The organism is Pantoea sp. USMM079 (assembly GCF_037153115.1).
Lineage (GTDB): Bacteria > Pseudomonadota > Gammaproteobacteria > Enterobacterales > Enterobacteriaceae > Pantoea > Pantoea communis.
The window spans coordinates 1-24,821 of sequence record NZ_JBBCKX010000003.1; the positions used below are offsets into that span (position 1 = coordinate 1).

23 protein-coding genes and 1 rRNA gene are annotated in these 24,821 nt (G+C 53.2%); 8 read left to right on the forward strand and 16 right to left on the reverse strand.

Annotation, left to right across the window (positions count from 1 at the left end):
- Window positions 1–581 (reverse strand): 16S ribosomal RNA (locus WFP70_RS06635); the annotation flags it as partial.
- A 408-nt stretch (window positions 582–989) separates the two neighbouring features.
- Window positions 990–1,550 carry a D-glycero-beta-D-manno-heptose 1,7-bisphosphate 7-phosphatase gene (gene gmhB, locus WFP70_RS06640; RefSeq protein ID WP_337023045.1) on the reverse strand — a complete coding sequence of 187 codons (561 nt, stop codon included), beginning with the start codon at window positions 1,548–1,550 and terminating at the stop codon, window positions 990–992.
- 188 nt (window positions 1,551–1,738) lie between these two features.
- Here gmhB and metN point away from each other — a divergent pair, with 188 nt between their 5' ends.
- The 6 genes from metN to proS all read left to right on the forward strand — a co-directional run bounded on the left by metN (window position 1,739) and on the right by proS (window position 7,296).
- On the forward strand, window positions 1,739–2,770 hold the full coding sequence (gene metN / locus WFP70_RS06645) for a methionine ABC transporter ATP-binding protein MetN (RefSeq protein WP_166934138.1): 1,032 nt from the start codon (window positions 1,739–1,741) through the stop codon (window positions 2,768–2,770).
- Window positions 2,763–3,416, forward strand: coding sequence for a methionine ABC transporter permease MetI (locus tag WFP70_RS06650; protein ID WP_034829428.1), 654 nt, complete (start codon window positions 2,763–2,765; stop codon window positions 3,414–3,416). The genes metN and WFP70_RS06650 overlap by 8 nt, the downstream gene beginning before the upstream one ends.
- 37 nt (window positions 3,417–3,453) lie before the next feature.
- Window positions 3,454–4,269: a MetQ/NlpA family lipoprotein gene (locus WFP70_RS06655; RefSeq protein ID WP_034829430.1), complete on the forward strand. Its 816-nt coding sequence runs from the start codon at window positions 3,454–3,456 to the stop codon at window positions 4,267–4,269.
- Window positions 4,270–4,384: 115 nt separating this feature from the next.
- Window positions 4,385–4,786 (forward strand): Rcs stress response system protein RcsF, encoded by a 402-nt coding sequence (gene rcsF, locus WFP70_RS06660; protein WP_337023046.1) that lies wholly within the window; start codon window positions 4,385–4,387, stop codon window positions 4,784–4,786.
- Entirely contained in the window at window positions 4,783–5,487 is a 705-nt protein-coding gene (tsaA, locus tag WFP70_RS06665) for a tRNA (N6-threonylcarbamoyladenosine(37)-N6)-methyltransferase TrmO (RefSeq protein ID WP_337023047.1), read from the forward strand. The genes rcsF and tsaA overlap by 4 nt, the downstream gene beginning before the upstream one ends.
- 90 nt (window positions 5,488–5,577) lie before the next feature.
- Window positions 5,578–7,296, forward strand: a complete 1,719-nt coding sequence (gene proS, locus WFP70_RS06670; RefSeq protein ID WP_337023048.1) for a proline--tRNA ligase — start codon at window positions 5,578–5,580, stop codon at window positions 7,294–7,296.
- Between the two features lie 30 nt (window positions 7,297–7,326).
- On the opposite strand, the gene arfB is transcribed toward proS, so the two are convergent.
- The gene (gene arfB, locus WFP70_RS06675; RefSeq protein ID WP_337023049.1) at window positions 7,327–7,737 is read right to left on the reverse strand and encodes an alternative ribosome rescue aminoacyl-tRNA hydrolase ArfB; all 411 of its coding nucleotides are present in this window, start codon (window positions 7,735–7,737) and stop codon (window positions 7,327–7,329) included.
- Window positions 7,738–7,953: 216 nt separating this feature from the next.
- Between arfB and WFP70_RS06680 the strand changes: the two genes are divergently transcribed.
- Window positions 7,954–8,154 (forward strand): YaeP family protein, encoded by a 201-nt coding sequence (locus tag WFP70_RS06680; protein WP_013507964.1) that lies wholly within the window; start codon window positions 7,954–7,956, stop codon window positions 8,152–8,154.
- Window positions 8,141–8,404 (forward strand): Rho-binding antiterminator, encoded by a 264-nt coding sequence (gene rof, locus WFP70_RS06685; RefSeq protein ID WP_038648888.1) that lies wholly within the window; start codon window positions 8,141–8,143, stop codon window positions 8,402–8,404. Before WFP70_RS06680 ends, rof begins: the two co-directional genes overlap by 14 nt.
- A 40-nt stretch (window positions 8,405–8,444) precedes the next feature.
- On the opposite strand, the gene WFP70_RS06690 is transcribed toward rof, so the two are convergent.
- From WFP70_RS06690 to bamA, 13 genes are all read right to left on the reverse strand, one after another.
- Window positions 8,445–8,753 (reverse strand): c-type cytochrome, encoded by a 309-nt coding sequence (locus tag WFP70_RS06690; RefSeq protein ID WP_034829444.1) that lies wholly within the window; start codon window positions 8,751–8,753, stop codon window positions 8,445–8,447.
- A 14-nt stretch (window positions 8,754–8,767) separates the two neighbouring features.
- The gene (gene tilS / locus WFP70_RS06695) at window positions 8,768–10,069 is read right to left on the reverse strand and encodes a tRNA lysidine(34) synthetase TilS (RefSeq protein WP_337023050.1); all 1,302 of its coding nucleotides are present in this window, start codon (window positions 10,067–10,069) and stop codon (window positions 8,768–8,770) included.
- 53 nt (window positions 10,070–10,122) lie between these two features.
- Window positions 10,123–10,512 (reverse strand): VOC family protein, encoded by a 390-nt coding sequence (locus WFP70_RS06700; protein ID WP_058962058.1) that lies wholly within the window; start codon window positions 10,510–10,512, stop codon window positions 10,123–10,125.
- A gap of 72 nt (window positions 10,513–10,584) precedes the next feature.
- Window positions 10,585–12,735, reverse strand: coding sequence for a lysine decarboxylase LdcC (locus WFP70_RS06705; RefSeq protein WP_337023051.1), 2,151 nt, complete (start codon window positions 12,733–12,735; stop codon window positions 10,585–10,587).
- 343 nt (window positions 12,736–13,078) lie between these two features.
- Window positions 13,079–14,038: an acetyl-CoA carboxylase carboxyl transferase subunit alpha gene (gene accA, locus WFP70_RS06710; RefSeq protein ID WP_034829454.1), complete on the reverse strand. Its 960-nt coding sequence runs from the start codon at window positions 14,036–14,038 to the stop codon at window positions 13,079–13,081.
- Between the two features lie 12 nt (window positions 14,039–14,050).
- The gene (gene dnaE / locus WFP70_RS06715) at window positions 14,051–17,533 is read right to left on the reverse strand and encodes a DNA polymerase III subunit alpha (protein ID WP_058962060.1); all 3,483 of its coding nucleotides are present in this window, start codon (window positions 17,531–17,533) and stop codon (window positions 14,051–14,053) included.
- Between the two features lie 31 nt (window positions 17,534–17,564).
- The gene (gene rnhB / locus WFP70_RS06720; RefSeq protein ID WP_034829460.1) at window positions 17,565–18,191 is read right to left on the reverse strand and encodes a ribonuclease HII; all 627 of its coding nucleotides are present in this window, start codon (window positions 18,189–18,191) and stop codon (window positions 17,565–17,567) included.
- Window positions 18,184–19,332, reverse strand: a complete 1,149-nt coding sequence (gene lpxB, locus WFP70_RS06725) for a lipid-A-disaccharide synthase (RefSeq protein ID WP_058962062.1) — start codon at window positions 19,330–19,332, stop codon at window positions 18,184–18,186. Before lpxB ends, rnhB begins: the two co-directional genes overlap by 8 nt.
- A gap of 3 nt (window positions 19,333–19,335) precedes the next feature.
- A complete protein-coding gene (gene lpxA / locus WFP70_RS06730; protein WP_034829465.1) occupies window positions 19,336–20,124 on the reverse strand; it encodes an acyl-ACP--UDP-N-acetylglucosamine O-acyltransferase in 789 nt (262 codons plus the stop codon).
- A 3-nt stretch (window positions 20,125–20,127) separates the two neighbouring features.
- Complete coding sequence (gene fabZ, locus WFP70_RS06735) at window positions 20,128–20,583, reverse strand: 3-hydroxyacyl-ACP dehydratase FabZ (RefSeq protein WP_013507953.1); 456 nt, start codon at window positions 20,581–20,583, stop codon at window positions 20,128–20,130.
- A 194-nt stretch (window positions 20,584–20,777) separates the two neighbouring features.
- The gene (gene lpxD / locus WFP70_RS06740; protein ID WP_045813806.1) at window positions 20,778–21,803 is read right to left on the reverse strand and encodes a UDP-3-O-(3-hydroxymyristoyl)glucosamine N-acyltransferase; all 1,026 of its coding nucleotides are present in this window, start codon (window positions 21,801–21,803) and stop codon (window positions 20,778–20,780) included.
- A 3-nt stretch (window positions 21,804–21,806) separates the two neighbouring features.
- Complete coding sequence (locus tag WFP70_RS06745) at window positions 21,807–22,307, reverse strand: OmpH family outer membrane protein (protein ID WP_034829472.1); 501 nt, start codon at window positions 22,305–22,307, stop codon at window positions 21,807–21,809.
- 95 nt (window positions 22,308–22,402) lie between these two features.
- Window positions 22,403–24,814: an outer membrane protein assembly factor BamA gene (gene bamA / locus WFP70_RS06750; protein ID WP_337023052.1), complete on the reverse strand. Its 2,412-nt coding sequence runs from the start codon at window positions 24,812–24,814 to the stop codon at window positions 22,403–22,405.
- Between the last annotated feature and the right edge of the window lie 7 nt (window positions 24,815–24,821).

Consider the following 24,821-nt stretch of genomic DNA (forward strand, 5'->3'; position numbering starts at 1 on the left):
TGCGTGCGCTTTACGCCCAGTAATTCCGATTAACGCTTGCACCCTCCGTATTACCGCGGCTGCTGGCACGGAGTTAGCCGGTGCTTCTTCTGCGGGTAACGTCAATCGATGAAGCTATTAACTCCACCGCCTTCCTCCCCGCTGAAAGTACTTTACAACCCGAAGGCCTTCTTCATACACGCGGCATGGCTGCATCAGGCTTGCGCCCATTGTGCAATATTCCCCACTGCTGCCTCCCGTAGGAGTCTGGACCGTGTCTCAGTTCCAGTGTGGCTGGTCATCCTCTCAGACCAGCTAGGGATCGTCGCCTAGGTGAGCCATTACCCCACCTACTAGCTAATCCCATCTGGGCACATCCGATGGTGTGAGGCCCGAAGGTCCCCCACTTTGGTCCGAAGACGTTATGCGGTATTAGCTACCGTTTCCAGTAGTTATCCCCCTCCATCGGGCAGTTTCCCAGACATTACTCACCCGTCCGCCACTCGTCACCCGAGAGCAAGCTCTCTGTGCTACCGTTCGACTTGCATGTGTTAGGCCTGCCGCCAGCGTTCAATCTGAGCCATGATCAAACTCTTCAATTTAAAGTTTGATTTGCTGCAACAAGTGCAGCGATGCTCATCTGTAAAACGTCATAATGAATTTCATTATGTGTTCACTCGTGAGACTTGATATTTTTTACGTCCGGAGACGCTGATATCAATCCTGCGAGTGCCCACACAGATTGTCTGATAAATTGTTAAAGAGCGGTGCAATCAGCGCCTTAAGCTGCTGTTGCGAGGTGGCGTATATTACGCTTTCCTCCTTCAGAGTCAAACACTTTTTTCAGCGTTTTTCTCCGGCGGGATGAATTTCTTCACTCCCTGCTGAGCCGCCTGCGTTGCCGCTTTGCCGTCTCAGTGGTGGCGCATTATAGGCAGGTTCTGAGGAAGCGCAAGGGCAATTTTCAAGTTTTTATTCGTTCGCTTGAAAATTGCACAAAACCGCCTAAATCAGCCCTTTTTAATGCGTCCAGGCAGCTCTGACAGGCTGTTAAGCACCCAATCTGCTACATTTTCCCCTTCAGCGGTGACCGGCTTACCAGTACGCACCAACACTTTCGTGCCCACACCTGCTGCTGCTGCTGCCTGCATATCTTCTATTTTGTCACCTACCATATAAGAAGCAGTCATATCGATGTTCAGATGCTTCTGCGCAGAGAGCAGCATACCCGGCTGCGGCTTACGGCAATCACATACCTGGCGATACTCTTCTACTGTTGCATCTGGCAGATGAGGACAGAAATAGATGCCATCCAGATCGACATCACGATCCGCCAGCGACCAATCCATCCATTCGGTGAGCTGCATAAACTGGTCTTCGGTAAACATGCCGCGCGCAATACCGGACTGGTTGGTCACCAGTATCAGCGCGAAGCCCATCTTCTTTAGCACCTGTAACGCTTCAATGGTGCCATCGATGAATTCAAAATTATCGATTTCGTGAACATAACCATGATCGACATTCAGGGTGCCATCACGATCCAGGAAAATAGCGGGGACTTTGTTCGACACGTAGAAACTCCTGCTGCAAATAATGCCGCACAGTATCGCATGATTGCATATATAGAGAGAACGGCAGATTGAATGACTTCGATTGATTTAGCCGTCTGGATGCCTTAACATCCATCCAAATTTCACGCAGCGCAATCGCGTGAAACCCGATACACCACGGACAACGCAACACGATAACTATTAAACTAATGATTAAACTCGAAAACATTACCAAAGTGTTCCAGCAAGGTTCACGCACCATTCAGGCGCTTTCCAACGTCAGCCTGCACGTGCCTGCTGGACAGATTTATGGCGTCATCGGTTCTTCCGGTGCCGGTAAAAGTACGCTGATCCGCTGCGTTAACTTGCTTGAGCGTCCAACATCAGGACGCGTTCTGGTTGATGGTCAGGATTTGACTGCCCTCTCCTCCTCAAAACTGACGCTGGCACGCCGTCAGATTGGCATGATTTTCCAGCACTTCAATCTAATGAACTCACGTACCGTAGCCGGTAACGTTGCGCTGCCGCTTGAATTGGGCAACCTGTCACGTGAGCAGATCAAAAACCGCGTAACTGAACTGCTGGAGTTAGTTGGACTGGCGGACAAGCACGACAGCTGGCCTGCGAATCTTTCGGGTGGACAAAAACAGCGTGTGGCGATTGCGCGTGCGCTGGCCACGAATCCAAAAGTTTTGCTGTGCGACGAAGCCACCAGCGCCCTCGACCCAGCAACCACGCGTTCCATCTTAGAGTTACTGAAAGACATCAACCGCCGTCTGGGGATCACTATTCTGCTGATCACTCATGAGATGGATGTGGTGAAACGCATCTGCGATCAGGTTGCTGTTATCAGTAATGGCGAACTGATTGAGAAAGACAGCGTCAGTGAAGTGTTCTCACATCCTAAAACGCCACTGGCTCAGCAATTCATTCAATCGACGCTGCATCTGGATATCCCAGACGATTACCAGCAACGTATGACACCGCAAGCCACAGCTGAAAGCGTCCCGCTGTTGCGTCTGGAGTTCACCGGCAAATCAGTAGATGCGCCGCTGCTGTCAGAAGCTGCTCGTCGCTTCAATGTGAATAACAACATCATCAGTGCCCAGATGGATTATGCCGGCGGCGTGAAGTTCGGCATCATGCTGGCCGAGATGGATGGCAGTGAAACAGACACACAGGCAGCGATTGCCTGGCTGAAAGAAAATCATGTGAAAGTAGAGGTACTGGGTTATGTCTGAAGCGATGCTGTGGTTACTGACGCGTGGCGTCTGGGAAACGCTGATGATGACCTTCGTCTCTGGTTTCTTTGGTTTTGTACTCGGCCTGCCCGTCGGCGTGCTGCTGTATGTCACTCGCCCAGGGCAAATTCTGGCCAATGGCACACTTTATCGCGTGCTCTCAGCGGTGGTGAATATCTTCCGTTCAATCCCCTTCATTATATTGCTGGTGTGGATGATTCCTTTCACGCGCATGATTGTCGGCACCTCCATTGGTTTGCAGGCTGCAATCGTGCCACTGACAGTCGGCGCCGCACCTTTCATTGCGCGTATGGTCGAGAATGCGCTGTTAGAGTTGCCAACCGGTTTAATCGAAGCCTCACGCGCGATGGGCGCGACTCCCCTGCAGATCGTACGTAAAGTGCTGCTGCCAGAAGCCCTGCCTGGTCTGGTGAATGCCGCTACAATTACTCTGATTACGCTGGTCGGCTATTCCGCCATGGGTGGCGCGGTCGGCGCAGGTGGCTTGGGTCAGATTGGCTATCAGTATGGTTACATTGGTTATAACGCCACTGTGATGAATACCGTGCTGATTTTGCTGGTTGTTCTGGTGTATCTCATTCAATTCTGTGGCGACCGCATTGTCCGTGCTGTGTCACATAAATAAGTAAACAACATCAATAGTCCTCTATTAAGGAAGGGATATGTCTTTCACATTTAAAAAGATTGCCGCTGTGGGTGCTCTGATTGGCGCAATTGCGCTGGCAGGATGCGATCAGAAAGCTAAAGACCCAAACCACATCAAAGTGGGTGTGATTGTCGGTGCTGAGCAGCAGGTTGCTGAAACCGCAGTGAAGGTCGCTAAAGAGAAATACGGTCTGGATGTTGAGCTGGTGACCTTTAACGATTACGTGCTGCCGAACGAAGCATTAAGCAAAGGCGATATCGATGTTAACGCCTTCCAGCATAAGCCTTATCTGGATCAGCAGATCAAAGACCGTGGCTATAAGCTTGTGCCAGTGGGTAACACCTTCGTTTATCCGATTGCTGGCTATTCAAAGAAAATCAAATCACTGGATGAACTGCAAAACGGTGCACAGGTTGCGATTCCTAACGATCCAACCAACCTCGGTCGTTCACTGCTGCTGCTGCAGAAAGTCGGCCTGATCAAACTGAAAGATGGCGTGGGCCTGCTGCCAACCTCTCTGGATATTGTTGAGAACCCTAAAAACCTGAAGATTGTTGAGCTGGAAGCACCACAGCTTCCACGTTCACTGGACGATCAGCAGATTGCGCTGGCGGTGATCAACACCACTTACGCCAGCCAGATTGGCCTGACACCTGCGAAAGATGGCATCTTTGTCGAAGATAAAGATTCTCCTTACGTGAACCTGATCGTTAGCCGTGAAGATAATAAAGATGCGGAAAACGTGAAGAAATTTGTTCAGGCATATCAGTCTGATGAAGTTTCTGAAGCCGCGAACAAAATCTTCAACGGTGGTGCAGTTAAAGGCTGGTAATTTTCGCCTTTGATGCCATCCAGGGCGGCTTCGGCCGCCCTTTCTTTTTGCTGACTTGTTATTTAATCCCGTCCTTGTTTCAATAACGCCACTTTTTACTACTGAGGATGTTGCCATGCGTTTTTTACCGCTCTGCTTGTTAGCATTGATGCTAACCGGGTGTGTCCGTGAATATCACCCAATAAGCAGTGCTCCCGCCCGCCCGCAACAGTCATCCAGCGAACCAGAACGCAAGCCTGCTCCACGTCCTGCACCGGTAAAAATTTATACCGATGCCACCGATCTGGTCAGTAATCCGTTCCGCGATCTGGGCGAAGTCTCTGCCGATGATTGCCAAAGCAGCAGCCAGGATTCGCCACCGAATATCAATACCGCGCGTAAGCGTCTGCAGATTAAAGCAGCCGGGATGAAAGCGAACGCGATATTGCTGCATAAATGCGAAATCGTCACCAGCACGCCGGGCTGTTATCGTCAGGCGATTTGCCAGGGCTCAGCACTGAAAGTTTCCAATCAATGAGTGATTTTGCCTTTGCGCAAATCGGCGTCATTCGTTCGCCGTGGAAAGAAAAATTTGCCGTACCGCGCCAGCCTGGGCTAGTTCAGGATGGCGGCGGCGAGTTGCATCTCCTGCCGCCTTATAATCAGCCAGAAGCGGTGCGCGGGCTTGAAGCCTTCAGCCATCTTTGGGTGCTGTTTGTTTTCCATCAGACCATGGAAGGCGGTTGGCGCCCAACCGTGCGCCCTCCTCGCTTAGGCGGCAACGCACGCATGGGAGTCTTCGCCACCCGATCCACCTTTCGCCCTAACCCCATCGGCATGTCGCTGGTCGAATTGAAAGGCATTCGATGTGAAAAGCAGCAGGTGATTCTGCAACTCGGTAGTCTGGATTTAGTCGATGGCACACCGGTAGTCGATATCAAACCCTACCTGCCGTTTGCTGAAGCCCTGCCCGATGCCCGCGCCGGCTTCGCGCAGAGCGCACCGGATGCCACCATGCCCGTGCGTTTCTCTGCTCTGGCGAAGAACCAAATCCAGCAGCAGAAAAACTATCCCCATCTGGCACGTTTTATCGCCGACGTTTTAGCGCAGGATCCCCGCCCCGCTTACCGTAAAGGTGAAGCGGAAGATCGTGAGTATGCTGCCTGGCTACTCGACTTTAACGTGCGCTGGCGTATCGATGAGATCGGCACAGAAGTGATCGCTCTCGATCCACGCTAAAACAAGCTTTTGAGTGAATGATCTCGCTGGTACACTAGCCGCCAGAAAATTTTTTGTCCGTGTCCTTCCGTACAACTGGAATCGTAATCAATGCGTACTACTCAATATCTGCTCTCTACTCTGAAAGAGACGCCATCCGATGCGGAAGTGATCAGCCACCAGCTGATGCTGCGCGCCGGTATGATCCGTAAACTGGCTTCTGGTCTTTATACCTGGCTGCCGACCGGTGTTCGCGTGCTGCGAAAAGTTGAAAACATCGTACGCGAAGAGATGAACAACGCGGGTGCGATTGAGATCTCCATGCCGGTGGTTCAGCCTGCCGATTTATGGGAAGAGAGCGGCCGTTGGGAGCAGTACGGCCCAGAACTGCTGCGCATTAAAGATCGCCACGAGCGTCCGTTCGTGTTGGGTCCAACTCACGAAGAAGTGGTCACCGATTTGATCCGCAACGAGCTGAGCTCGTACAAGCAACTGCCGCTGAATCTGTATCAAATCCAAACCAAATTCCGTGACGAAGTGCGCCCTCGTTTTGGTGTGATGCGCTCACGTGAGTTCATCATGAAAGATGCATACTCCTTCCACACCTCACAGGAATCCTTACAGGAAACCTATGATGCGATGTATCGCGCTTACAGCCAGAGCTTCAGCCGTATGGGGCTGGATTTCCGTGCGGTGCAAGCGGATACCGGTTCGATTGGCGGTAGCGGCTCTCACGAATTCCAGGTACTGGCGCAGAGCGGTGAAGATGATGTGATCTTCTCCAGCGAATCCGATTACGCCGCTAACATCGAAAAAGCCGAAGCACTGGCGCCAGCGGGCGAACGTCCGGCTGCGACTCAGGCGATGACGCAGTTCGCGACGCCAAATGCCAAAACGATTGCCGAATTGGTTGAGCAACATCAGATCCCGGTAGAAAAAACCGTGAAAACGCTGATTGTGAAAGGTGCGGAAGAGAGCGGCCATGCGCTGGTTGCCTTGTTGGTTCGCGGCGATCATGAACTCAACGAAATCAAAGCCGAGCATCTGGATATCGTTGCCTCTCCGCTGGAGATGGGCAGTGAAGAAGCGATTCGCGCCGCCGTTGGCGCAGGTTTTGGTTCTATCGGCCCGGTTGGTCTAAGCATGCCTGTGATTGCTGACCGCACCGTTGCCAAGATGAGCGATTTCTCTGCAGGCGCCAACATTGATGGTCAGCACTTTGCCGGCATCAACTGGCTGCGCGATCTGCCAGAAGCGCGCGTAGAAGATATCCGTAACGTGGTTGAAGGCGATCCGAGCCCGGATGGCAAAGGCACGCTGCAAATCAAACGTGGTATCGAAGTCGGTCACATCTTCCAGCTGGGTACCAAGTACTCTGACGCAATGAAAGCGGCAGTACAGGGTGAAGAGGGCCGCAACCAGAACATGACCATGGGTTGCTACGGCATTGGTATCACCCGTGTTGTCGCCGCGGCCATTGAGCAGAACCATGACGAACGCGGCATCATCTGGCCAGCCGCGCTGGCACCGTTCGAAGTGGCGATTTTGCCAATGAACATGCAGAAATCGTTCCGTGTGAAAGAGTTGGCTGAAGAGCTTTACAGCCAGCTGCGTGCCAAAGGCATTGATGTGATTCTGGATGACCGCAAAGAGCGCCCAGGCGTGATGTTCGCTGATATGGAACTGATTGGCGTGCCACATACTATCGTCATCGGTGACCGTAACCTCGATAACGAAGAGATCGAGTACAAGTCGCGTTCATCCAGCGAGAAGCAAATGATCAAACAGCACGATATTGTCGAGTTCCTGGCAAAAGCGCTGAACAAGTAAGACTAAAACGCCTCCAGCTGGAGGCGTTTTTCATTGCACTTTTCCCCGCATCGCTTTCACATTACTGCGCCGTGATTTCCCTTCGAGCCGCCGCTCTTTAGATGCACGCGTGGGTCGTGTCGCCCGCCGGGTTTTTTCCACCGTGGTTAACTCACGAATCAGATTGATCAGCCGCTGCAGGGCCGCCTCGCGATTCATTTCCTGGCTGCGATACTCCTGAGATTTGATGATCACCACGCCTTCTGCCGTAATCAAATGGTGGCTCGCAGCCAATAGGCGTTCCTTGTAGAACGGTGGCAGCGAAGAGGCATGGATATCAAAACGCAGATGGATAGCAGTAGACGTTTTATTCACATGCTGCCCGCCCGCACCTTGTGCACGAATGGCACTGAGGTCGACCTCGTTGTCTGCAAGTGAAACTGAACGCGACAGCACGATCATCTGTCACCTGCCTTTAAGAACGATGTTGTGTCGCGGAATAACCTGTTCATCAACTTAACCTTTTGTGCGCCGCCTTCCTGCTTAAGGCCAGCGCTGTGTGTCACTTTTACATTTTTCTTTGCACAGATCGCGGCTTCCCCTGGCTGATTTCCATGAAAATCCTGTGATATAGTCGCTTATCAACCAGAGTATTTAAGCTCTGCTGAGGAGGTGTATGTGCAAAAGTATTGTGAGTTAGTTCGCCAGAAGTATGCCGAAATCGGCAGTGGCGACCTGGGGTATGTGCCAGACGCGATAGGTTGCGCGCTAAACGCACTCAACGATATTGCCGCTAATTCTGCGCTAAACTCTTCTGTCAGGGAACAAGCAGCTTATGCTGCTGCTAACTTATTGGTGAGCGACTATGTTGACGAATGAAGCCTACAAACCCATCAACTGCGATGACTACGATAGCCTCGAGCTCGCCTGCACCAAACACTGGACGCTGTCTTTGGAGTTAAAAAACGGCGATCAGCTTAAGGCGAAAGCCGTTGACATGGTCTCACGTAAAAACGTGGAGTACCTGACGGTCGATCTCTCCGGTGAAACCCGCGAACTGCGTCTTGACCATATCGCCAGCTTCAGTCATCCCGAGCTGGGCACCGTCATCGTTAGCGAAGACGAATAACTACCACATTCGGGCGGGAATGCTATCCCGCCCCCCTCGCTTACGGCTTCAGCGAACTGTAATACGCCGATAAATCTTCCATATCCTGATCGCTCAATCCTGCCACAAACGCTTTCATCACTTCTGCCTGACCACCGCTACGCTCCCCTTTTTTATATGCCTGCAAGGAGTGCAGCAGGTAAGGCGCATGTTGCCCGGCAAGATTGGGATAAAGCGGCACAGCACTTTTCCCTTCCGCACCATGACACGCCAGGCAGGTTGCTGCTTTTTGCGCGCCTGCATTCACATCGCCGTCGGCAAAAGCCGGCAACGCTGCGGCCAGCAATGCTGCCGCCATCCAGTGTTTCATCATTGCTCTCCATCTTATTGTTGTTGTAACCAGATCGCTTGCCAGCCTTGCTCATGACTGGCCGCACCTTCGTGGGTGACAAAGATTCCCGGTGCACAGATCAGCGTCTGGTTGTAGTAAATCAAGGGGATACGCTCCCGCTGCCAGGGTGGCACACCTAATTCCTGCCACAATTTTTTTATCTCGCGGCCTCCGGCGCGGCCCAGCAGATGATAATAGCCGCTGGCCTGAAAACGAACGTTGATCGATTCGTCCTCGGTGGGATGACGCAAGGTGGTGATCGCCGGGTTTGCCTGTAATACGCCTAAATTCTCGGGCAGCCGCAGCAGTTGTTCACGATCATGCCAGGTTAGCGAGTGCTGACTCAGCGATGCATGCGCGTTAAGCCAATACAGCCGCTGTCGATACCGGCGGAGTGTAAAGGCAGCAAAACTCAGGCTGGGATTGGCATCTTCACGGCTACACATCACTTCATCGGTGATACGTTTTAAGGCATCACGTGAAGGCATCGCACCGCCCTGCTGTGCAATCCAGCGACGCAAAAGCGCATGGCGTCGCGCTTCGCTCATCGTCAGCAATGGCGGAAAATGCAGTGCGCCCTGTTCATCAGTGAGCTGGGCCAACTGTTCTGCCAGCAGTTCATCCAGCAATTGCTCCTGCTCACCACACAACGCGGCACTGCGGGCGCTGGCGGCGCTAAAATGTGGCCAGCGCGTCTGCAGCAACGGCAGAATGTCCTGACGAAGAAAATTACGGTCATAGCGGCTGTCGGCGTTACTTTCATCCTCGATCCAGCGTAAGCGGTGCTCCGTCGCATAGGTTTCGAGTTGCTGACGACTGATATCCAGCAACGGGCGCAGGTGCGAATGTTTTCCCACCTGACGCTGGATGGGCATCGCCGCCAATCCTGCTGGACCACTGCCCCTTTTTAACGCCAACAACAGCGTTTCACACTGATCGTCAAGGTGCTGAGCCGTAAGTAAGTGCTCACCGGGTTGCAGCTGTTGAAACAGCGCCTGATAGCGTGCCTCACGCGCGGCAGCCTCAATACCTTTAGCATGGCCATCCACCTGAACGCGCAACACTTCGCAGGGAATCTGCCACTGCTGACAGATTTGCAGGCAATGTGACGCCCAGCGCTCCGCATTTGGGCTTAATCCATGATGGACGTGCAACGCGCGCACCTGCAGCTGTGGCATCAGGCGTTGCCAACTCACCAGCTGATGCAGCAGTACGGTGGAATCCAACCCGCCACTGAACGCCAGCACACAGCGGGCGTCGGGTTTCAGTAACGAAGCAAGATGGGAAAAGGACATAGCGTAATCCGTCAACGCGAACCGCCTGATTGCGGCCCGCAGCGGTGGCTAGTTTACGCTTGATAGAGCTCCAGCGGCAAACCGTCTGGATCCGGAAAGAAAGTGCACGCTTTGCCGGTCAGGGCATCAATGCGGATGGGTTCGCACACCACGCCTTTCGCAGCCAACGCGGCAATCGACTGTTCAACATCATCAACACAAAACGCCAGATGACGCAGACCGCAGGCTTCCGGCCCACTGACGCGTGGCGGCGGCGAGGGGAACGAGAACAGTTCGATGGTATAAACTCCGTTCAGTCCCAGATCCCCTTTCCACGAATCACGCTCGGCGCGGTAATACTCACCCAGCAAATCAAAACCTAACACGTCACAGTAAAACGCCTTACTGCGCTGATAATCGGTGGCAATAATGGCAATGTGGTGGATCTGTTTTATCTGCAGCATAGCGGCTCCTAAAGAATCAGCCGCTAAGCCTACGTGCTCGGTAGCGCGCTGAAAAGAGGCAATTGTCCGAAGTTAAAGGCTGTTTTCCTCACGGAGCACGCGCACCAGATAGCGCCCATCATCGGTGAGCGTTGCACCATGGATATCGGTTTCAAATCCAGGATAGTGCCGTCCAATCGTGCAGAGCATCAGCAGAAAATCGAGCACCGCGCGACTCTCCTCCGTGATCATTTCGCCTGGCATCACCAACGGCACGCCCGGCGGATAAGGCAGAATCATGTTAGCAGAGACCCGGCCCACTAACTCACGGATATCGACGGTTTCGACTTGCCCCTGCACCTGGCGCTGGAAGGCCTGATGCGGCGTCATTTTTGATTCAGGTAAAACGTCGAAAGCCTTAAGCATCAGGCGTGGCAGATCGTGTTGTCTAATCAGATTATGAATGCCCTGCGCCAATGTCTGGATACGCATATTGCGATAGAAGTCGGGGTCTTCCGCGTAGAGATCCGGCAGCATGTTTTTCACCCGCAGATTAAGATCGTAGGCGCGTTTGAATTCAGTCAGACCACGCAGCACGCTCATGGCTTTGGTTTTATCGATGCCGATACTGAACAGGAACAGCAAATTGTACGGCCCGGTCTTCTCTACCACCACGCCGCGCTGATCGAGGAACTTCGCCACCAGCGCCGCAGGAATGCCTTCATCCGCCATTTTCCCCAATTCACTCATTCCGGGCGTCAGGATGGTGACTTTGATCGGATCGAGGTACATGTGATCACGATCGGCATGGGTGAATCCATGCCAGTCCTCTTCGCCTGGCTGGATCGGCCAGCACTCAGCTTCATCGATCTGCTCAGGCTGCCAGATGTCGAAGAACCAGCCATCGCACTCTTCACGCAGTCGCTGAATCTCACGACGGAAGTGCAAAGCGCGCTCAACTGAGCGATTGATCAATCGCTTTCCCGGATTACCGCGCAGCATCGCCGCCGCCGTTTCAATCGATGAGACAATCGCGTAACTCGGCGATGTGGTGGTGTGCATCATGTAGGCTTCATTAAAGGTGTCGTGGTCGTAATCACCTTTGATGTGAATCAGCGAGGCCTGCGAAAACGCCGCCAGCAGTTTGTGCGTCGACTGCGTTTCATAAATCACTTTGCCGGGAATACGCTCCCCGCTCATACCACTTTTGCCGCTGTAGATGGGATGAAAGTTGGTATACGGCACCCAAGCCGAATCGAAATGAATCGACGGCACATCCAGCGTCTCTTTGATGTACTGGGTGTTATACAACAGGCCATCGTAAGTGGAGTTGGTGATGACGGCATGCACCGGCCAACTGGCGCGTGGTGTCTGATTAACTTTCTGCTGAATGCTGTCGCGTGTGAATTCCCGCTGCGGGATCCCCCCTAAAATGCCCAGCGCATTACGCGTCGGCTTGAGCCAAATCGGGATGATGTCGCTCATCATCAGCAGATGGGTGAGTGATTTGTGGCAGTTACGATCGATCAATACCGTGCTACCTGCCGGCGCGGCATACATCCCAACAATTTTGTTCGAGGTTGAGGTGCCATTGGTCACCATATAACTTTGTTCAGCGCCAAAAGTACGTGCCACATACTCTTCTGCTTCGAGGTGCGGGCCGGTGTGATCGAGCAGAGACCCCAGTTCGGTGACGGAGATGGAGACATCCGCCTTGAGCGTGTTTGCACCGAAGAAGTCATAGAACAGGCTGCCCACCGGGCTTTTCTGGAAGGCGGTGCCGCCCATGTGGCCTGGCGTACAGAAGGTGTATTTGCCCTCTTTCACATAGGTGAACAGCGCCTTGGTGAGCGGCGGCATGATTTTATCGATGTACTCATCGGTGTACTGCCGAATGTGCAATGCGATGTCGTCAGCGGCATTGAGCGCGTACTCAAAGAATTGCAGCGCCATGCGCATTTCGTTAATGCTGACATCCATCTGCGAATGGGTGTTAATAAAGGCATACAGCGGCAGATATTCGTTGAGCTGGTTGATGTCGCTGCACAGCGCCAGACTGTAATCGTCCCAGTCAAAAACCACGCCGCAGATACGCGGGTTGTGTTCTATCAGTTTCAGCAGGTCGCTGGCATTGTTGGGATAGACGGTCTGGAACCCTTGCAGCTTGAGGGCTGCGTCCAGTTCACGAATCGGTTCATCTTTGTAGAACGCGCCGTGCGGTCCCATGATCGCGATAATATTCAATGCTCACCTCCTGTGGTGTTATGGCACTGAATAAGGATAGCGAAAAGTGAGAGGTGAATGTTCTGGAATGCGTTGTTAATGGGAGTCTTGTTGTTTAGGGGGGATTGCTGTCAATTGGGTGCCAGGGCCAGAAAAGGCCAGCCCGATCGCAAAGGAATAACGCATCCATGCAGATCGGCCGGGCCATCCGTGGCCCGGACGCTTTGCTCTTCGGGCTAGCCTTCTCTGGCCGGTTAGAGCTTCATGGCTGCCCAATTCATAGCCGTCTGAACGATCTCGCTCGGTAATCAGCGGGCATAAAAAAAGCGGACCGGAGTCCGCTTTTCTTGATGAGCAAGCCAGCTTACGCGTAGCCGTAGCTCATCAGGCGCTGATAACGACGGTTAAGCAGCTCTTCAGTGCTCAGTACGTCGAGATCGGCCAGATCCGCCAGCAGTTGCTTTTTCAAGCTTGCCGCCATATCCACTGGTTGACGATGCGCGCCGCCCAATGGTTCAGGGATGATCGAGTCGATCAGCTTCAGCTCTTTCAGGCGATCGGCGGTGATGCCCATCGCTTCCGCAGCCAATGGCGCTTTATCAGCGCTTTTCCACAGAATAGAAGCACAGCCTTCCGGTGAAATCACCGAGTAGGTGCTGTACTGCAGCATGTTCACTTTGTCGCCCACGCCAATTGCCAGCGCACCACCGGAACCGCCTTCGCCAATCACGGTACAGATGACCGGAATTTTCAGACCTGACATTTCACGCAGGTTGCGTGCGATGGCTTCAGATTGTCCACGCTCTTCGGCGCCCACACCAGGGTATGCACCCGGGGTGTCGATGAAGGTGATCAGTGGCATTTTGAAGCGTTCAGCCATTTCCATCAGTCGCAGCGCTTTACGATAGCCTTCTGGTGCTGGCATACCGAAGTTACGACGGATTTTCTCTTTGGTTTCACGGCCTTTCTGATGGCCAATGACCATCACCGGACGACCATCAAGACGGGCAATACCGCCGACAATCGCTTTGTCATCGGCATAAGCGCGGTCGCCAGCCAACTCATCGAAATCATCAAACGCGTTGCGGACATAGTCCAGCGTGTAAGGGCGCAGCGGGTGACGCGCGAGCTGCGCAACCTGCCATGCCCCTAAATCGGAGAAGATTTTACGGGTCAGCTCAACGCTTTTTTCGCGCAGACGCTGCACTTCTTCATCCAGATTAATATCGTGTTTCTCATCCGAACGGCCAATTGACTTCAGCGAGTCGATTTTCGCTTCCAGTTCTGCGATTGGCTGTTCAAAATCCAGGTAATTAAGACTCATAATGTTCCTGTTTTAGTCAAACTCCAGTTCCACCTGCTCCGATCCTACTAACGACCGCAAATCGTTGAGTAAACGATCGCTGGGCGAAATACGCCACGCTGCACCAAAGCGCAGCTTCGCCCGCGCATCTGCTCTCTGATAATAGAGATGCACCGGAATGGTCCCGGAGCGATGAGGCTCCAGAGACTGGCGGAGACGGTTTAAAAGCTGGTCATCAATTTGCCTGTCCGTCAGCGAGATAGCAAGTCCGCGCGCGTATTTTTCCCGCGCTTCGTCGATGTCCATCACTTCTCGAGCGGTCATTTTAAGGCCACCGCTAAAGTCATCAAAGCTGACCTGTCCACTGACGATCAGGATACGGTCTTTCTCCAGCAACTGCTGGTATTTATCTAACGCATCGGTAAATAACATCACTTCCAGACGACCAGAGCGATCGTCGAGAGTACAAATACCAATTCGGTTGCCGCGTTTCGTGACCATCACGCGAGCGGCAATCACCAGCCCCGCCGCGATGGTTACTTTACCACGATCCGTCGGATGCATGTCCTTCAGGCGCATGCCGCCAACGTAGCGATCAATTTCTTTAAGATACTGATTAATTGGGTGGCCGGTGAGATACAAACCCAGCGTCTCACGCTCACCGTCCAGTTGAATCTGTTCCGGCCATGGCGTGATGTTGGTGTATGACTTCTCCACCTGTTCAGGCTCTTCGGCCAGCACGCCAAACATATCTGCTTGTCCGGTCGCTTCCGCTTTTGCGTGCTGATCCGCAGCTTTCAATGCATCGCTGAGCGCGCTCATCAAGGCTGCACGATGCGGACCGAGGCGATCAAAAGCTCCCGACATGATCAGCTTTTCCATCACACGACGGTTAATCTTTTTCGTATCGGTGCGAGCGCAGAGATCAAACAACTCTTTGAAGTAGCCGCCTTCATTACGTGCTTCGATGATGGCTTCAATCGGCCCCTCACCCACGCCTTTAATGGCGCCGATACCATAGACGATTTCGCCTTCATCATTCACATGGAACGGATACAAGCCAGAGTTGATATCGGGCGGCAGCACTTTCAGGCCCATGCGCCAGCACTCATCCACCAGGCCAACGACCTTCTCGGTGTTGTCCATATCGGCGGTCATTACCGCTGCCATAAATTCTGCCGGGTAGTGCGCTTTCAGCCACAGCGTCTGATAAGACACTAAAGCATAGGCTGCCGAGTGCGACTTGTTAAAGCCATAACCCGCAAACTTCTCTACCAGATCGAAGATCTTCATCGAGAGTTCACCGTCAACACCCATGCTTTCTGCACCGTCCTGGAACACCGAACGTTGTTTGGCCATCTCTTCGGGTTTCTTTTTACCCATTGCACGGCGCAGCATATCCGCGCCACCCAGGGTATAACCCGACAGCACCTGAGCGATCTGCATCACCTGTTCCTGATACAGGATGATGCCGTAGGTGGGTTCCAGTACCGGCTTCAGGGTTTCGTGCTGCCACTGAATATCCGGGTACGAAATTTCTTCACGGCCGTGCTTACGGTCAATGAAGTTATCAACCATGCCCGATTGCAGCGGTCCCGGGCGGAACAGTGCCACCAGTGCGATCATATCTTCAAAGCAGTCCGGCTTCAGACGCTTGATCAGATCTTTCATGCCGCGTGATTCAAGCTGGAAAACCGCTGTGGTTTCCGAGCGTTGCAGCATATCGAAGCTTTTCTTGTCATCCAGCGGGATGGCGGCGATATCAATCGGCTCCAACCCTTCTTTGGCGCGGCGCGGGTTAATCATCTTCAGCGCCCAGTCAATGATGGTCAGCGTGCGCAAGCCGAGGAAGTCAAACTTCACCAGGCCGGCGTATTCCACATCATTTTTATCAAACTGGGTTACCGGGAATTGGCCATTCTCATCACAGTAAAGCGGCGCAAAATCAGTGATTTTGGTCGGTGCGATAACCACCCCACCGGCGTGTTTACCGGCGTTACGTGTGACACCTTCCAGCTTGCGCGCCATATCGATTAGCGCTTTGACCTCTTCATCTGCCTCGTAGATTTCCGGCAGCTGCGGTTCCGCTTCAAAGGCTTTTTCCAGCGTCATGCCGGGATCCGGCGGGATCAATTTGGAGATGCGATCCACAAAGCCATACGGATGCCCCAGCACACGTCCTACGTCGCGGATAACCGCTTTCGCCGCCATGGTACCGAAGGTGATGATTTGAGAAACCGCTTCGCGCCCATACATCTCGGCGACATGATCGATCACCTGATCGCGCTTCTCCATGCAGAAATCGACGTCGAAGTCGGGCATGGAGACACGTTCCGGGTTAAGGAAACGTTCGAACAGCAGATCAAATTCCAACGGGTCGAGGTCAGTGATTTTCAGCGCATACGCGACCAGAGAGCCTGCACCCGAACCACGGCCCGGCCCAACCGGGATACCGTTATCCTTCGACCACTGGATAAACTCCATGACGATCAGGAAGTAGCCAGGGAAGCCCATCTGATTGATAACGTTGAGTTCAATCTCAAGACGTTCATCATATTCTGGCCGCTTCTCTGCACGCACCTTGTCATCCGGGAACAGGAATTCCAGACGCTCTTCCAGCCCTTCACGAGACTTCATGACGAGGAAATCTTCAGTCGTCATTTCCCCGGTGGGGAATTGCGGCAGGAAGTATTCACCCAGGCGTACCGTGACGTTACAACGCTTAGCAATCTCTACGCTGTTTTCCAGCGCTTCCGGGATGTCCGAGAACAGCTCGCACATCTCCTCTTCGCTGCGCATATATTGCTGAGGACTGTAATGACGTGGGCGTTTTGGATCGTCCAGCGTGAAGCCATCATGAATCGCCACGCGAATTTCATGGGCGTCAAAATCTTCTTCGTTGAGGAAACAGACTTCGTTGGTGGCCACCACCGGCACACCTTCGGCAATCGCTAACTCAACGGCGGCATGCAGATAAGCCTCTTCATCGGCGCGTCCGGTACGCGTCAGTTCGAGGTAATAACGATTGGGGAAATGTTCCTGATAGAAACTGAGGCACTGCGACACCAGCGCACTGTTGCCGCGCAGTAGACTGCGGCCAACATCGCCCTTGCGTCCACCGGAGAGCAGAATGATGCCTTCACCCAGTTCAACCAGCCAGTCACGGTCAATAATCGGTCCGGCAATGCCATATCCACGCTGATAGGCACGCGAAATTAACAACGTAAGGTTCTGATAACCAGTGTTGTTGGCGGCAAGAACCGTGAGTTGTGTCAGCTCATCGCCCATCAACTCGCTGGCGACGTGGAAATCCGCACCAATAATCGGTTTGATGCCTGCATCGTGCGCACTGCCGTAAAAACGCACCAACCCACAAAGGTTGATGTAATCGGTAATCGCAATCGCCGGCATACCCAGCGCAGCCGCCTTCTTGACCAATGGCTTAGTTTTCGCCAGGCCATCGACCATCGAATAGTCGCTGTGTACGCGCAGATGTATAAAACGAGGTTCAGCCATATCAGTTTCCGATTAAAACAGCGTCAGGCTATTAAAGCGCAGTCGGCTGACGCGCGGCCAGCACATCAGCATCAATCAGGGCATTACGCACCGGTGCAAAGCTGCGGCGATGATGTGGCGTGGCACCAAACTGAGTCAATTTTTCCATATGCAACGCAGTTGGGTAGCCTTTGTGCTGGGCAAATCCATATTCCGGGAACAACAGATCCAGCTCGGCCATTTCACGATCGCGCGTGACTTTCGCGATGATCGAGGCTGCACTGATCTCTTGTACCAGGCTATCGCCCTTTACCACCGCCTGCGATGGCATGGGCAATGCCGGACAGCGGTTGCCATCGATCAACACAAAATCAGGCGTAACAGGCAGACCCGCTACCGCACGCTGCATCGCCAGCATAGTGGCGTGCAGAATGTTGAGTTGGTCGATCTCTTCAGGCTCCGCACGGCCGAGGCTCCAGGCTAGCGCTTTCTCTTTGATCTCATCATACAGCGCCAGCCGACGCTTTTCGGAAAGCTTCTTTGAGTCGGCCAGCCCTTTAATCGGATTCGCGGGGTCAAGGATGACTGCTGCGGTGACAACGGCGCCGACCAGCGGACCTCGCCCCACTTCATCCACGCCAGCAATGCGCTGTGCGTTTGGGTAGATAAACTCAGTCATTGGCAATCTCCAGTACGGCGTCCGCGGCTTGCTCATCAGCATTCCAGCGAATCTGTTGATGCAACTCGTTGAAGGTGTTCAGCAGGTCATCGCGCTCTGGTCCGGCATGCAACAGAGGTTCCAGCGCAGCCGCCAGTGCCTCTGGCTGGCACTCTTCCTGCAACAGCTCTTTGACCAACTCCCGACCCGCCAGCAGATTGGGCAGTGAAACGTACGGCGTTTTCACCAAACGCTTCGCCAGCCAGAAGGTAAAGGGTTTCATGCGGTAACCGACCACCATCGGACACTTCGCCAGCATGCACTCCAGCGCAGCAGTGCCGGATGCGAGAATCGCCGCATCGCTGGCGATCATCGCCTGACGGCCTTTGCCATCCAGCAAATGCATCGGTAGCTCGGGTGCCACTTCAGCTTTAATCTGTTCAAACTGTTCGCGGCGTTTGGCATTGACCAGTGGCACCACGATTTCCAGCGCGGGATAACGCTGACGCAATAACTGCGCCGCACGCAAGAAATCCGCACTCAGCATTTCCACTTCTGCACCACGGCTACCCGGCAGCAAGCCCAGACAGATCGCATCCTCCGCGATGCCTAACTCACGTCTCGCCGCAGATTTGTCTGGCTGCAGCGGCATGGCATCTGCCATGGTGTGGCCGATAAAGCGGCAAGGTACGTTGAATCGATCGTAAAACGCTTTTTCAAACGGCAGAAACGCCAGTACCAGGTTGGTATTGCGGCCAATTTTGAACACGCGTTTTTGTCGCCATGCCCACACGGAAGGACTGACGTAATGAATGGTGCGAATTCCTGCGCGCTTCAGGCTGCCTTCCAATGTGATATTGAAATCTGGCGCATCAATGCCAACAAACACATCCGGCTTGAGTTCGGTGAAGCGCTGCGTTAAATCCTTGCGAATTTTCAGCAAGCGGCGCAAGCGGCCGAGCACTTCAACAATGCCCATCACCGCCAGCTCTTCCATCTCATACCAGACTTCACAGCCTTCAGCCTGCATCAGCGGACCGGCAACGCCGACAAAGCGGGCATCGGGATGACGCGCTTTGAGCGCACGGATAAGACCTGCACCAAGAATATCGCCGGAGGTTTCTCCGGCGACCAGGGCAATCGTTAAGGGACGCACTGACATGGATTAACGAATCAATCCACGCGTCGAACGGGCAAAGAAGTCATAGAAAGGCTGCACTTCGCTGTGTTGTTTTGCCAGCTCTTCAATCTCTGGTTTCACTTCATCCAGCGTTTTACCACTGCGATACAGCAGTTTGTACGCATTGCGAATCGCGTGCAGTGCTTCTTTGCTAAAGCCACGGCGTTTGAGGCCTTCGATGTTGATACCGAACGGTGTCGCGTGGTTGCCCTGCGCAATAACGTACGGTGGGACATCCTGCGCGACGCCTGAACAACCGCCAACCATAACGTGTGCACCAATGGTGCACCACTGGTGGACTGCCGTCATCCCGCCGATAATCGCGAAATCATCCACGGTGACATGGCCACCCAGCGTGGCGTTGTTGGCAAAGATGCAACGGTTACCAATGACGCAATCATGCGCGATATGCGCATTGACCATCAGCAGGTTATCACTGCCGACTTTAGTGAGGTTGCCACCCTGCGTGGTGCCACGGTGAATAGTCACACTCTCGCGGATGCGGTTGCGATCGCCGATTTCAACACGGGTCGGCTCACCAGCATATTTCAGATCCTGGTTCACTTCACCAATCGAAGCAAACTGATAGATCTGATTGTCTTTGCCGATACGCGTGTGGCCGTTCACCACCACGTGCGATTTGAGCACCGTACCTTCACCAATTTCCACGTTAGCGCCGACAAAGCAGAACGGGCCGATGTGAACATTGGCGCCGATGACGGCACCTTCTTCAATAACGGAACTGGGATGAATATTGGCGGTTGAATCAATCACTAATTATGCCTCCCGGCTACGGGCACACATCATGGTCGCTTCACAGACAATCTTGCCGTCTACAGTTGCCACGCCTTTGAAGCGCGTCAGACCACGACGAGTTTTCTCGAAGGTCACTTCCATGATCATCTGATCGCCCGGTACCACTGGACGTTTGAAGCGGGCTTCGTCGATACCGGCGAAGTAGTACAGCTCGCCGGGTTCCAGTTTTCCAACGCTTTTGAACGCCAGAATACCGGTTGCCTGCGCCATTGCTTCCAGAATCAGAACGCCTGGGAAAATCGGCTTACCAGGGAAGTGTCCCTGGAAAAACGGTTCATTAACAGAAACGTTCTTCACCGCACGCAGATATTTATGCTCTTCAAATTCCAGCACGCGGTCAACCAGCAAGAACGGATAGCGGTGCGGCAGCAGTTCTAAAATCTCTTCGATTTTCAGAGTATGCGTTTCAGTTGTCAAAATACTCTTCCTGTCCTAAAAAATCTGATGGCAATAATAACACGGCCTGCACAGATCAAAATGATCCTCCGCAGGCCGCAAATCAGTTCGGTGGCGTAACGCTTTCCTGAGAGACCTTCTAACGCTTTCGGGTTAAGCCGAAGTTGTAAAAAGGCACGCTGCTTTATTATGAAAGCGGGTCGCGAGCGATGCGTTTAGTCGTCTTTGCCGACCTTACGTTCGATGGCTTTTAAGCGTTTGCTTATTTCATCGATATTCATCACCAGCGCTGCCGTTTTACGCCAGGTTTTGTTGGGTTGCAGTGGGATACCCGATGAGTATACCCCAGGCTCTGTGATCGGGCGCATTACCATGCCCATGCCCGTTACGGTCACTTTGTCACAGATTTCCATATGGCCGTTAATGACGCTGGCGCCGCCAATCATACAATAACGTCCAATCTTCAGACTACCCGCCATGATCACACCGCCCGCAACGGCCGTGTTATCTCCAATCACAACGTTGTGCGCAATCTGACACTGGTTGTCTATGATAACACCATTGCCGATCAGAGTGTTATCCAGTGCACCGCGATCGATGGTGGTACAAGCACCAATTTCAACGCGATCACCAATTACCACGGTTCCCAGCTGTGGAATTTTCACCCAATTGCCACGGTCGTTAGCATACCCGAAACCATCGGCACCGATCACGGTACCCGACTGAATCAGACAATCCTGACCAATCTCGATCTCATGGTAAATCGTCACGTTAGCCCACAAACGTGAGCCGCGACCGATACGCGTCTGTTTACCGACAAAACATCCTGCGCCAATCACGACGTCGTCGCCCAGCTCAACGCCAGACTCGATCACCGCATTCGCGCCCACCGAAACGTTCTTACCCAGCGTCGCTGTCGGATCGATCACCGCACTGGGCGCGATATTCTGCGCGGGCTGCGGCGTTGTGTCCAGCAGTTGTGCCATGCGAGCGTACGTTAAGTAAGGATTTTTCACCACCAGGGCAGCGGTTTTACACCACTCCAGATCCGCTTCCGTCAGCACCACGGCTGAAGCCTGGATATGAGCGAGCTGCTCGCGGTAGCGGCTGTTTGCAAGAAAAGTGATTTGACCAGTGGTGGCGGATTGCATAGAAGCAATGCCGGAGATGGCGATATCGCCATCTCCGTGCAATTCTGCATCCAACTGCTGGGCTAAATCAGCCAGTCGAATTGATGACATCAATTATTTAACCTGTTTTACAACGTCAGCAGTAATGTCTTTAGCATCAGCAGAGGAGTACAGAACGGCCTGAGAATCCAGCACCAGATCGTAACCATCGCTTTTCGCTACAGACTGAACAGCGGTCTGGATTTTAGCCAGCAGCTTGTTACGCTCCTGCATCTGACGAGTCTGGTTGTCTTTGTCGAAAGCCTGCGCTTTCTGTTCAAAAGCAGCACGCTCAGAAGCAATCTGCTTCTCTTTCTTGGTGCGGTCGCTGGCCTTCATGGTTGACGCATTACGCTGCAGATCCTGGATTTCGCCCTGGATTTTCTGCTGCTGCGCCTGGAGGTCAGAAGCACGGCTTGAGAACTCACCCTCAAGCTGTTTAGCAACAGCGGCACGCTGCGGAGATTGCTGGAAAACCTGGCTCAGGTTCACGACGGCGATTTTATCGGCCGCCTGGGCACCCGCAGAAGCAGCTAATGCAACACCCAGAGCAGCAGCACAGAACAACTTTTTCACTATAAACTCCTTACCTCAACGTGTGTGTTTGCAGCGTGTCACGCTCATGCGCGACACGGATGCAAGACGGTATTTTCACTTCCTTGTTCAGAGCCTTACCAGGTTTTACCAATGTTAAACTGGAACTGCTCTGACTTGTCTCCCTCGACTTTCTTCATCGGCTGAGCATATGAGAATACCAGCGGACCTAATGGCGACATCCATTGCAGGGCAACACCCGCAGAGACACGAATGTTATTCGGATCGCTGTAGTCCGGAATGCCCGCCGCACGCGTTTCTGCGGTGTTCTGCCATTTGGTATCCCAGACGGTACCGGCGTCCATAAACACCGAAGTACGAACTGAGTTAGCGTATTTCTCGCTCAGGAACGGCGTTGGTGTGATCAGCTCAAGGCTGGCAATGGCCATCGCGTTACCACCCACCGCATCATCTGACTTACAGATACCGTTTGGATCTGTCAGCGTACAGGTTGATGAGCCGTCATTCAGATAAGCCGCTTTCGGACCAATGGTATTGGACTGGAAGCCACGAACCGTACTTGAACCACCGCCGTAGAAGTTCTCATAGAACGGCATCTCTTTTCCACCGAGCCCGTCACCATATCCGACACGGCCACGTCCCAGCACCACCCAGGTGCCATCACGATTCAGCGGCACGTACTGCTGGCTATCCAACGTCGCTTTGTAGAAGGCGTTGTCAGAACCCGGAATGGTCACTTTGCCGTTCAGGTTGGTACGGTTACCCTTGGTTGGGAAGAATCCACGGTCCAGGGTGTTATACGTCCAACCGTAGTTGAAGGTGAAATCATCTGCTGAGAAATCACCATCATCATTCAGACCCTGATGGCGTCCAACCGAGTCCAGATAACGCCACATCGCAACCTGCGGCTGCATGTTGGACAGGTCGTTATGCACATAACCCAGGCCCACACGCAATGTGTTGTTTTCGTTAACCGGGAAGCCCAACGTGCCGTCCACACCATAACTTCTGTTGGTGTAGTCTGACAGGTCAGCATCGTCCGCTTTAAAGTCGTTATAGAATACGCGGCCACCCAGGCTTACACCGTCAACCGTGAAGTACGGATCGGTCAGTGAGAATTCAGCGTAGGTCTGGTAATCGTTTTTAGTACCGCTGATGCCAACGGTATTACCGGTACCGAGCCAGTTTTCCTGGGTCACACCCACCTGGAAGCTGACGCCACTTTCAGTACCGTAACCTACACCAAAGTTGAAGGTACCGGTGTTACGCTCTTTCACCTTGTAGACGACATCGACCTGGTCCGGAGAACCTGGCACGCGCTGGGTGTCCACATCAACGGTTTCAAAGTAACCGGTACGGTTCAGACGCTCTTTACCCTGATCAACCAGGTCGCTGCCCAACCATGCGCCTTCCATCTGACGCATCTCACGGCGCAGCACGGAATCTTTCGACGTATCGTTACCTTCGAAGCGCACTTTACGCACGTAATAACGGTTACCGGCATCCACATTGATATGCAGTTTAACGGTTTTGTCTGCATCGTTAATTTCCGGTTGTGTCACCACACGCGGATAGGCATAGCCATAACGACCCAGCAGTTTTTTGATGTCGTCTTCCATCTGGGTGACTTTGGTGCCGTTGTACAGCTCACCCGATGGAATACGCGTCATCTTTTCGATTTCCGCAGAGTGGCCCGCCATGCTGCCGTTCACGATCACGCCGGCAATCTTATACTGATCGCCTTCGTTGATGTTCACAGTGATGTAGATGCCTTTTTTATCTGGCGTCAGGCTCACCTGAGTGGAATCGATGTTGAAGCGCGCATAACCGCGATCCAGATAGAAGCTACGCAGGGTCTCAAGATCCCCGGCCAGCTTTTGTTTCTGGTATTTACGATCGCCAACCACGTTCCACCATGGCACTTCATCACGCAGTGAGAAGCGCGAGATCAATTCGTCAGAGCTAAAGGCTTTGTTGCCAACGATGTTGATCTGCTGAATCTGAGCAGACACGCCTTCCTGGAAGACGAATTTCAGATCCACGCGGTTACGGGGCAGCGGTGTCGCAATCGCTTTCACGCTGGCGGTGTATTTACCGACGCTGTAGTAGAAGTCTTCCAGGCCCTTCTCAATCGAAGAAAGCGTGGTGCGGTCGAGTGCTTCACCGACGCGCACACCAGAAGCTTCAAGGTTCTGCTTCAGCTGATCTTCTTTCACCGCTTTGTTGCCGGAGAAAGTGATGCTGGCAATGGTCGGACGCTCTTTCACCTGAACAATCAGGGTTGTTCCATCACGCAGAACCTGAACATCTTCAAAGTTACCGGTGGCGAACAGAGAGCGAATGGTGTTTCTGACGTCATCGTCAGAAATGGTATCACCGACACGTACGGGCATGCTGAGCAGAGCCGCGCCGACGGCGACTCGCTGGAGACCTTCGAAATGAATGTCCTTCACTACGAAATCGTCTGCACCGTAAACGGTGGCGCTGCTAAACAGCAGCGACGCTATGAGCAACTTTTTCATCGCCATCGTTGTT

What these genes read in the sequence shown, in the direction of transcription:
- metN (WP_166934138.1), top strand. Translation starts at nt 1,739, where the DNA reads ATGATTAAACTCGAAAACATTACCAAAGTGTTCCAGCAAGGTTCACGC.
- WFP70_RS06650 (WP_034829428.1), top strand. Translation starts at nt 2,763, where the DNA reads ATGTCTGAAGCGATGCTGTGGTTACTGACGCGTGGCGTCTGGGAAACG.
- WFP70_RS06655 (WP_034829430.1), top strand. Translation starts at nt 3,454, where the DNA reads ATGTCTTTCACATTTAAAAAGATTGCCGCTGTGGGTGCTCTGATTGGC.
- rcsF (WP_337023046.1), top strand. Translation starts at nt 4,385, where the DNA reads ATGCGTTTTTTACCGCTCTGCTTGTTAGCATTGATGCTAACCGGGTGT.
- tsaA (WP_337023047.1), top strand. Translation starts at nt 4,783, where the DNA reads ATGAGTGATTTTGCCTTTGCGCAAATCGGCGTCATTCGTTCGCCGTGG.
- proS (WP_337023048.1), top strand. Translation starts at nt 5,578, where the DNA reads ATGCGTACTACTCAATATCTGCTCTCTACTCTGAAAGAGACGCCATCC.
- arfB (WP_337023049.1), bottom strand. Translation starts at nt 7,737, where the DNA reads ATGATCGTGCTGTCGCGTTCAGTTTCACTTGCAGACAACGAGGTCGAC.
- rof (WP_038648888.1), top strand. Translation starts at nt 8,141, where the DNA reads ATGTTGACGAATGAAGCCTACAAACCCATCAACTGCGATGACTACGAT.
- WFP70_RS06690 (WP_034829444.1), bottom strand. Translation starts at nt 8,753, where the DNA reads ATGAAACACTGGATGGCGGCAGCATTGCTGGCCGCAGCGTTGCCGGCT.
- tilS (WP_337023050.1), bottom strand. Translation starts at nt 10,069, where the DNA reads ATGTCCTTTTCCCATCTTGCTTCGTTACTGAAACCCGACGCCCGCTGT.
- WFP70_RS06700 (WP_058962058.1), bottom strand. Translation starts at nt 10,512, where the DNA reads ATGCTGCAGATAAAACAGATCCACCACATTGCCATTATTGCCACCGAT.
- accA (WP_034829454.1), bottom strand. Translation starts at nt 14,038, where the DNA reads ATGAGTCTTAATTACCTGGATTTTGAACAGCCAATCGCAGAACTGGAA.
- dnaE (WP_058962060.1), bottom strand. Translation starts at nt 17,533, where the DNA reads ATGGCTGAACCTCGTTTTATACATCTGCGCGTACACAGCGACTATTCG.
- rnhB (WP_034829460.1), bottom strand. Translation starts at nt 18,191, where the DNA reads ATGACTGAGTTTATCTACCCAAACGCACAGCGCATTGCTGGCGTGGAT.
- lpxB (WP_058962062.1), bottom strand. Translation starts at nt 19,332, where the DNA reads ATGTCAGTGCGTCCCTTAACGATTGCCCTGGTCGCCGGAGAAACCTCC.
- lpxD (WP_045813806.1), bottom strand. Translation starts at nt 21,803, where the DNA reads ATGTCATCAATTCGACTGGCTGATTTAGCCCAGCAGTTGGATGCAGAA.
- bamA (WP_337023052.1), bottom strand. Translation starts at nt 24,814, where the DNA reads ATGGCGATGAAAAAGTTGCTCATAGCGTCGCTGCTGTTTAGCAGCGCC.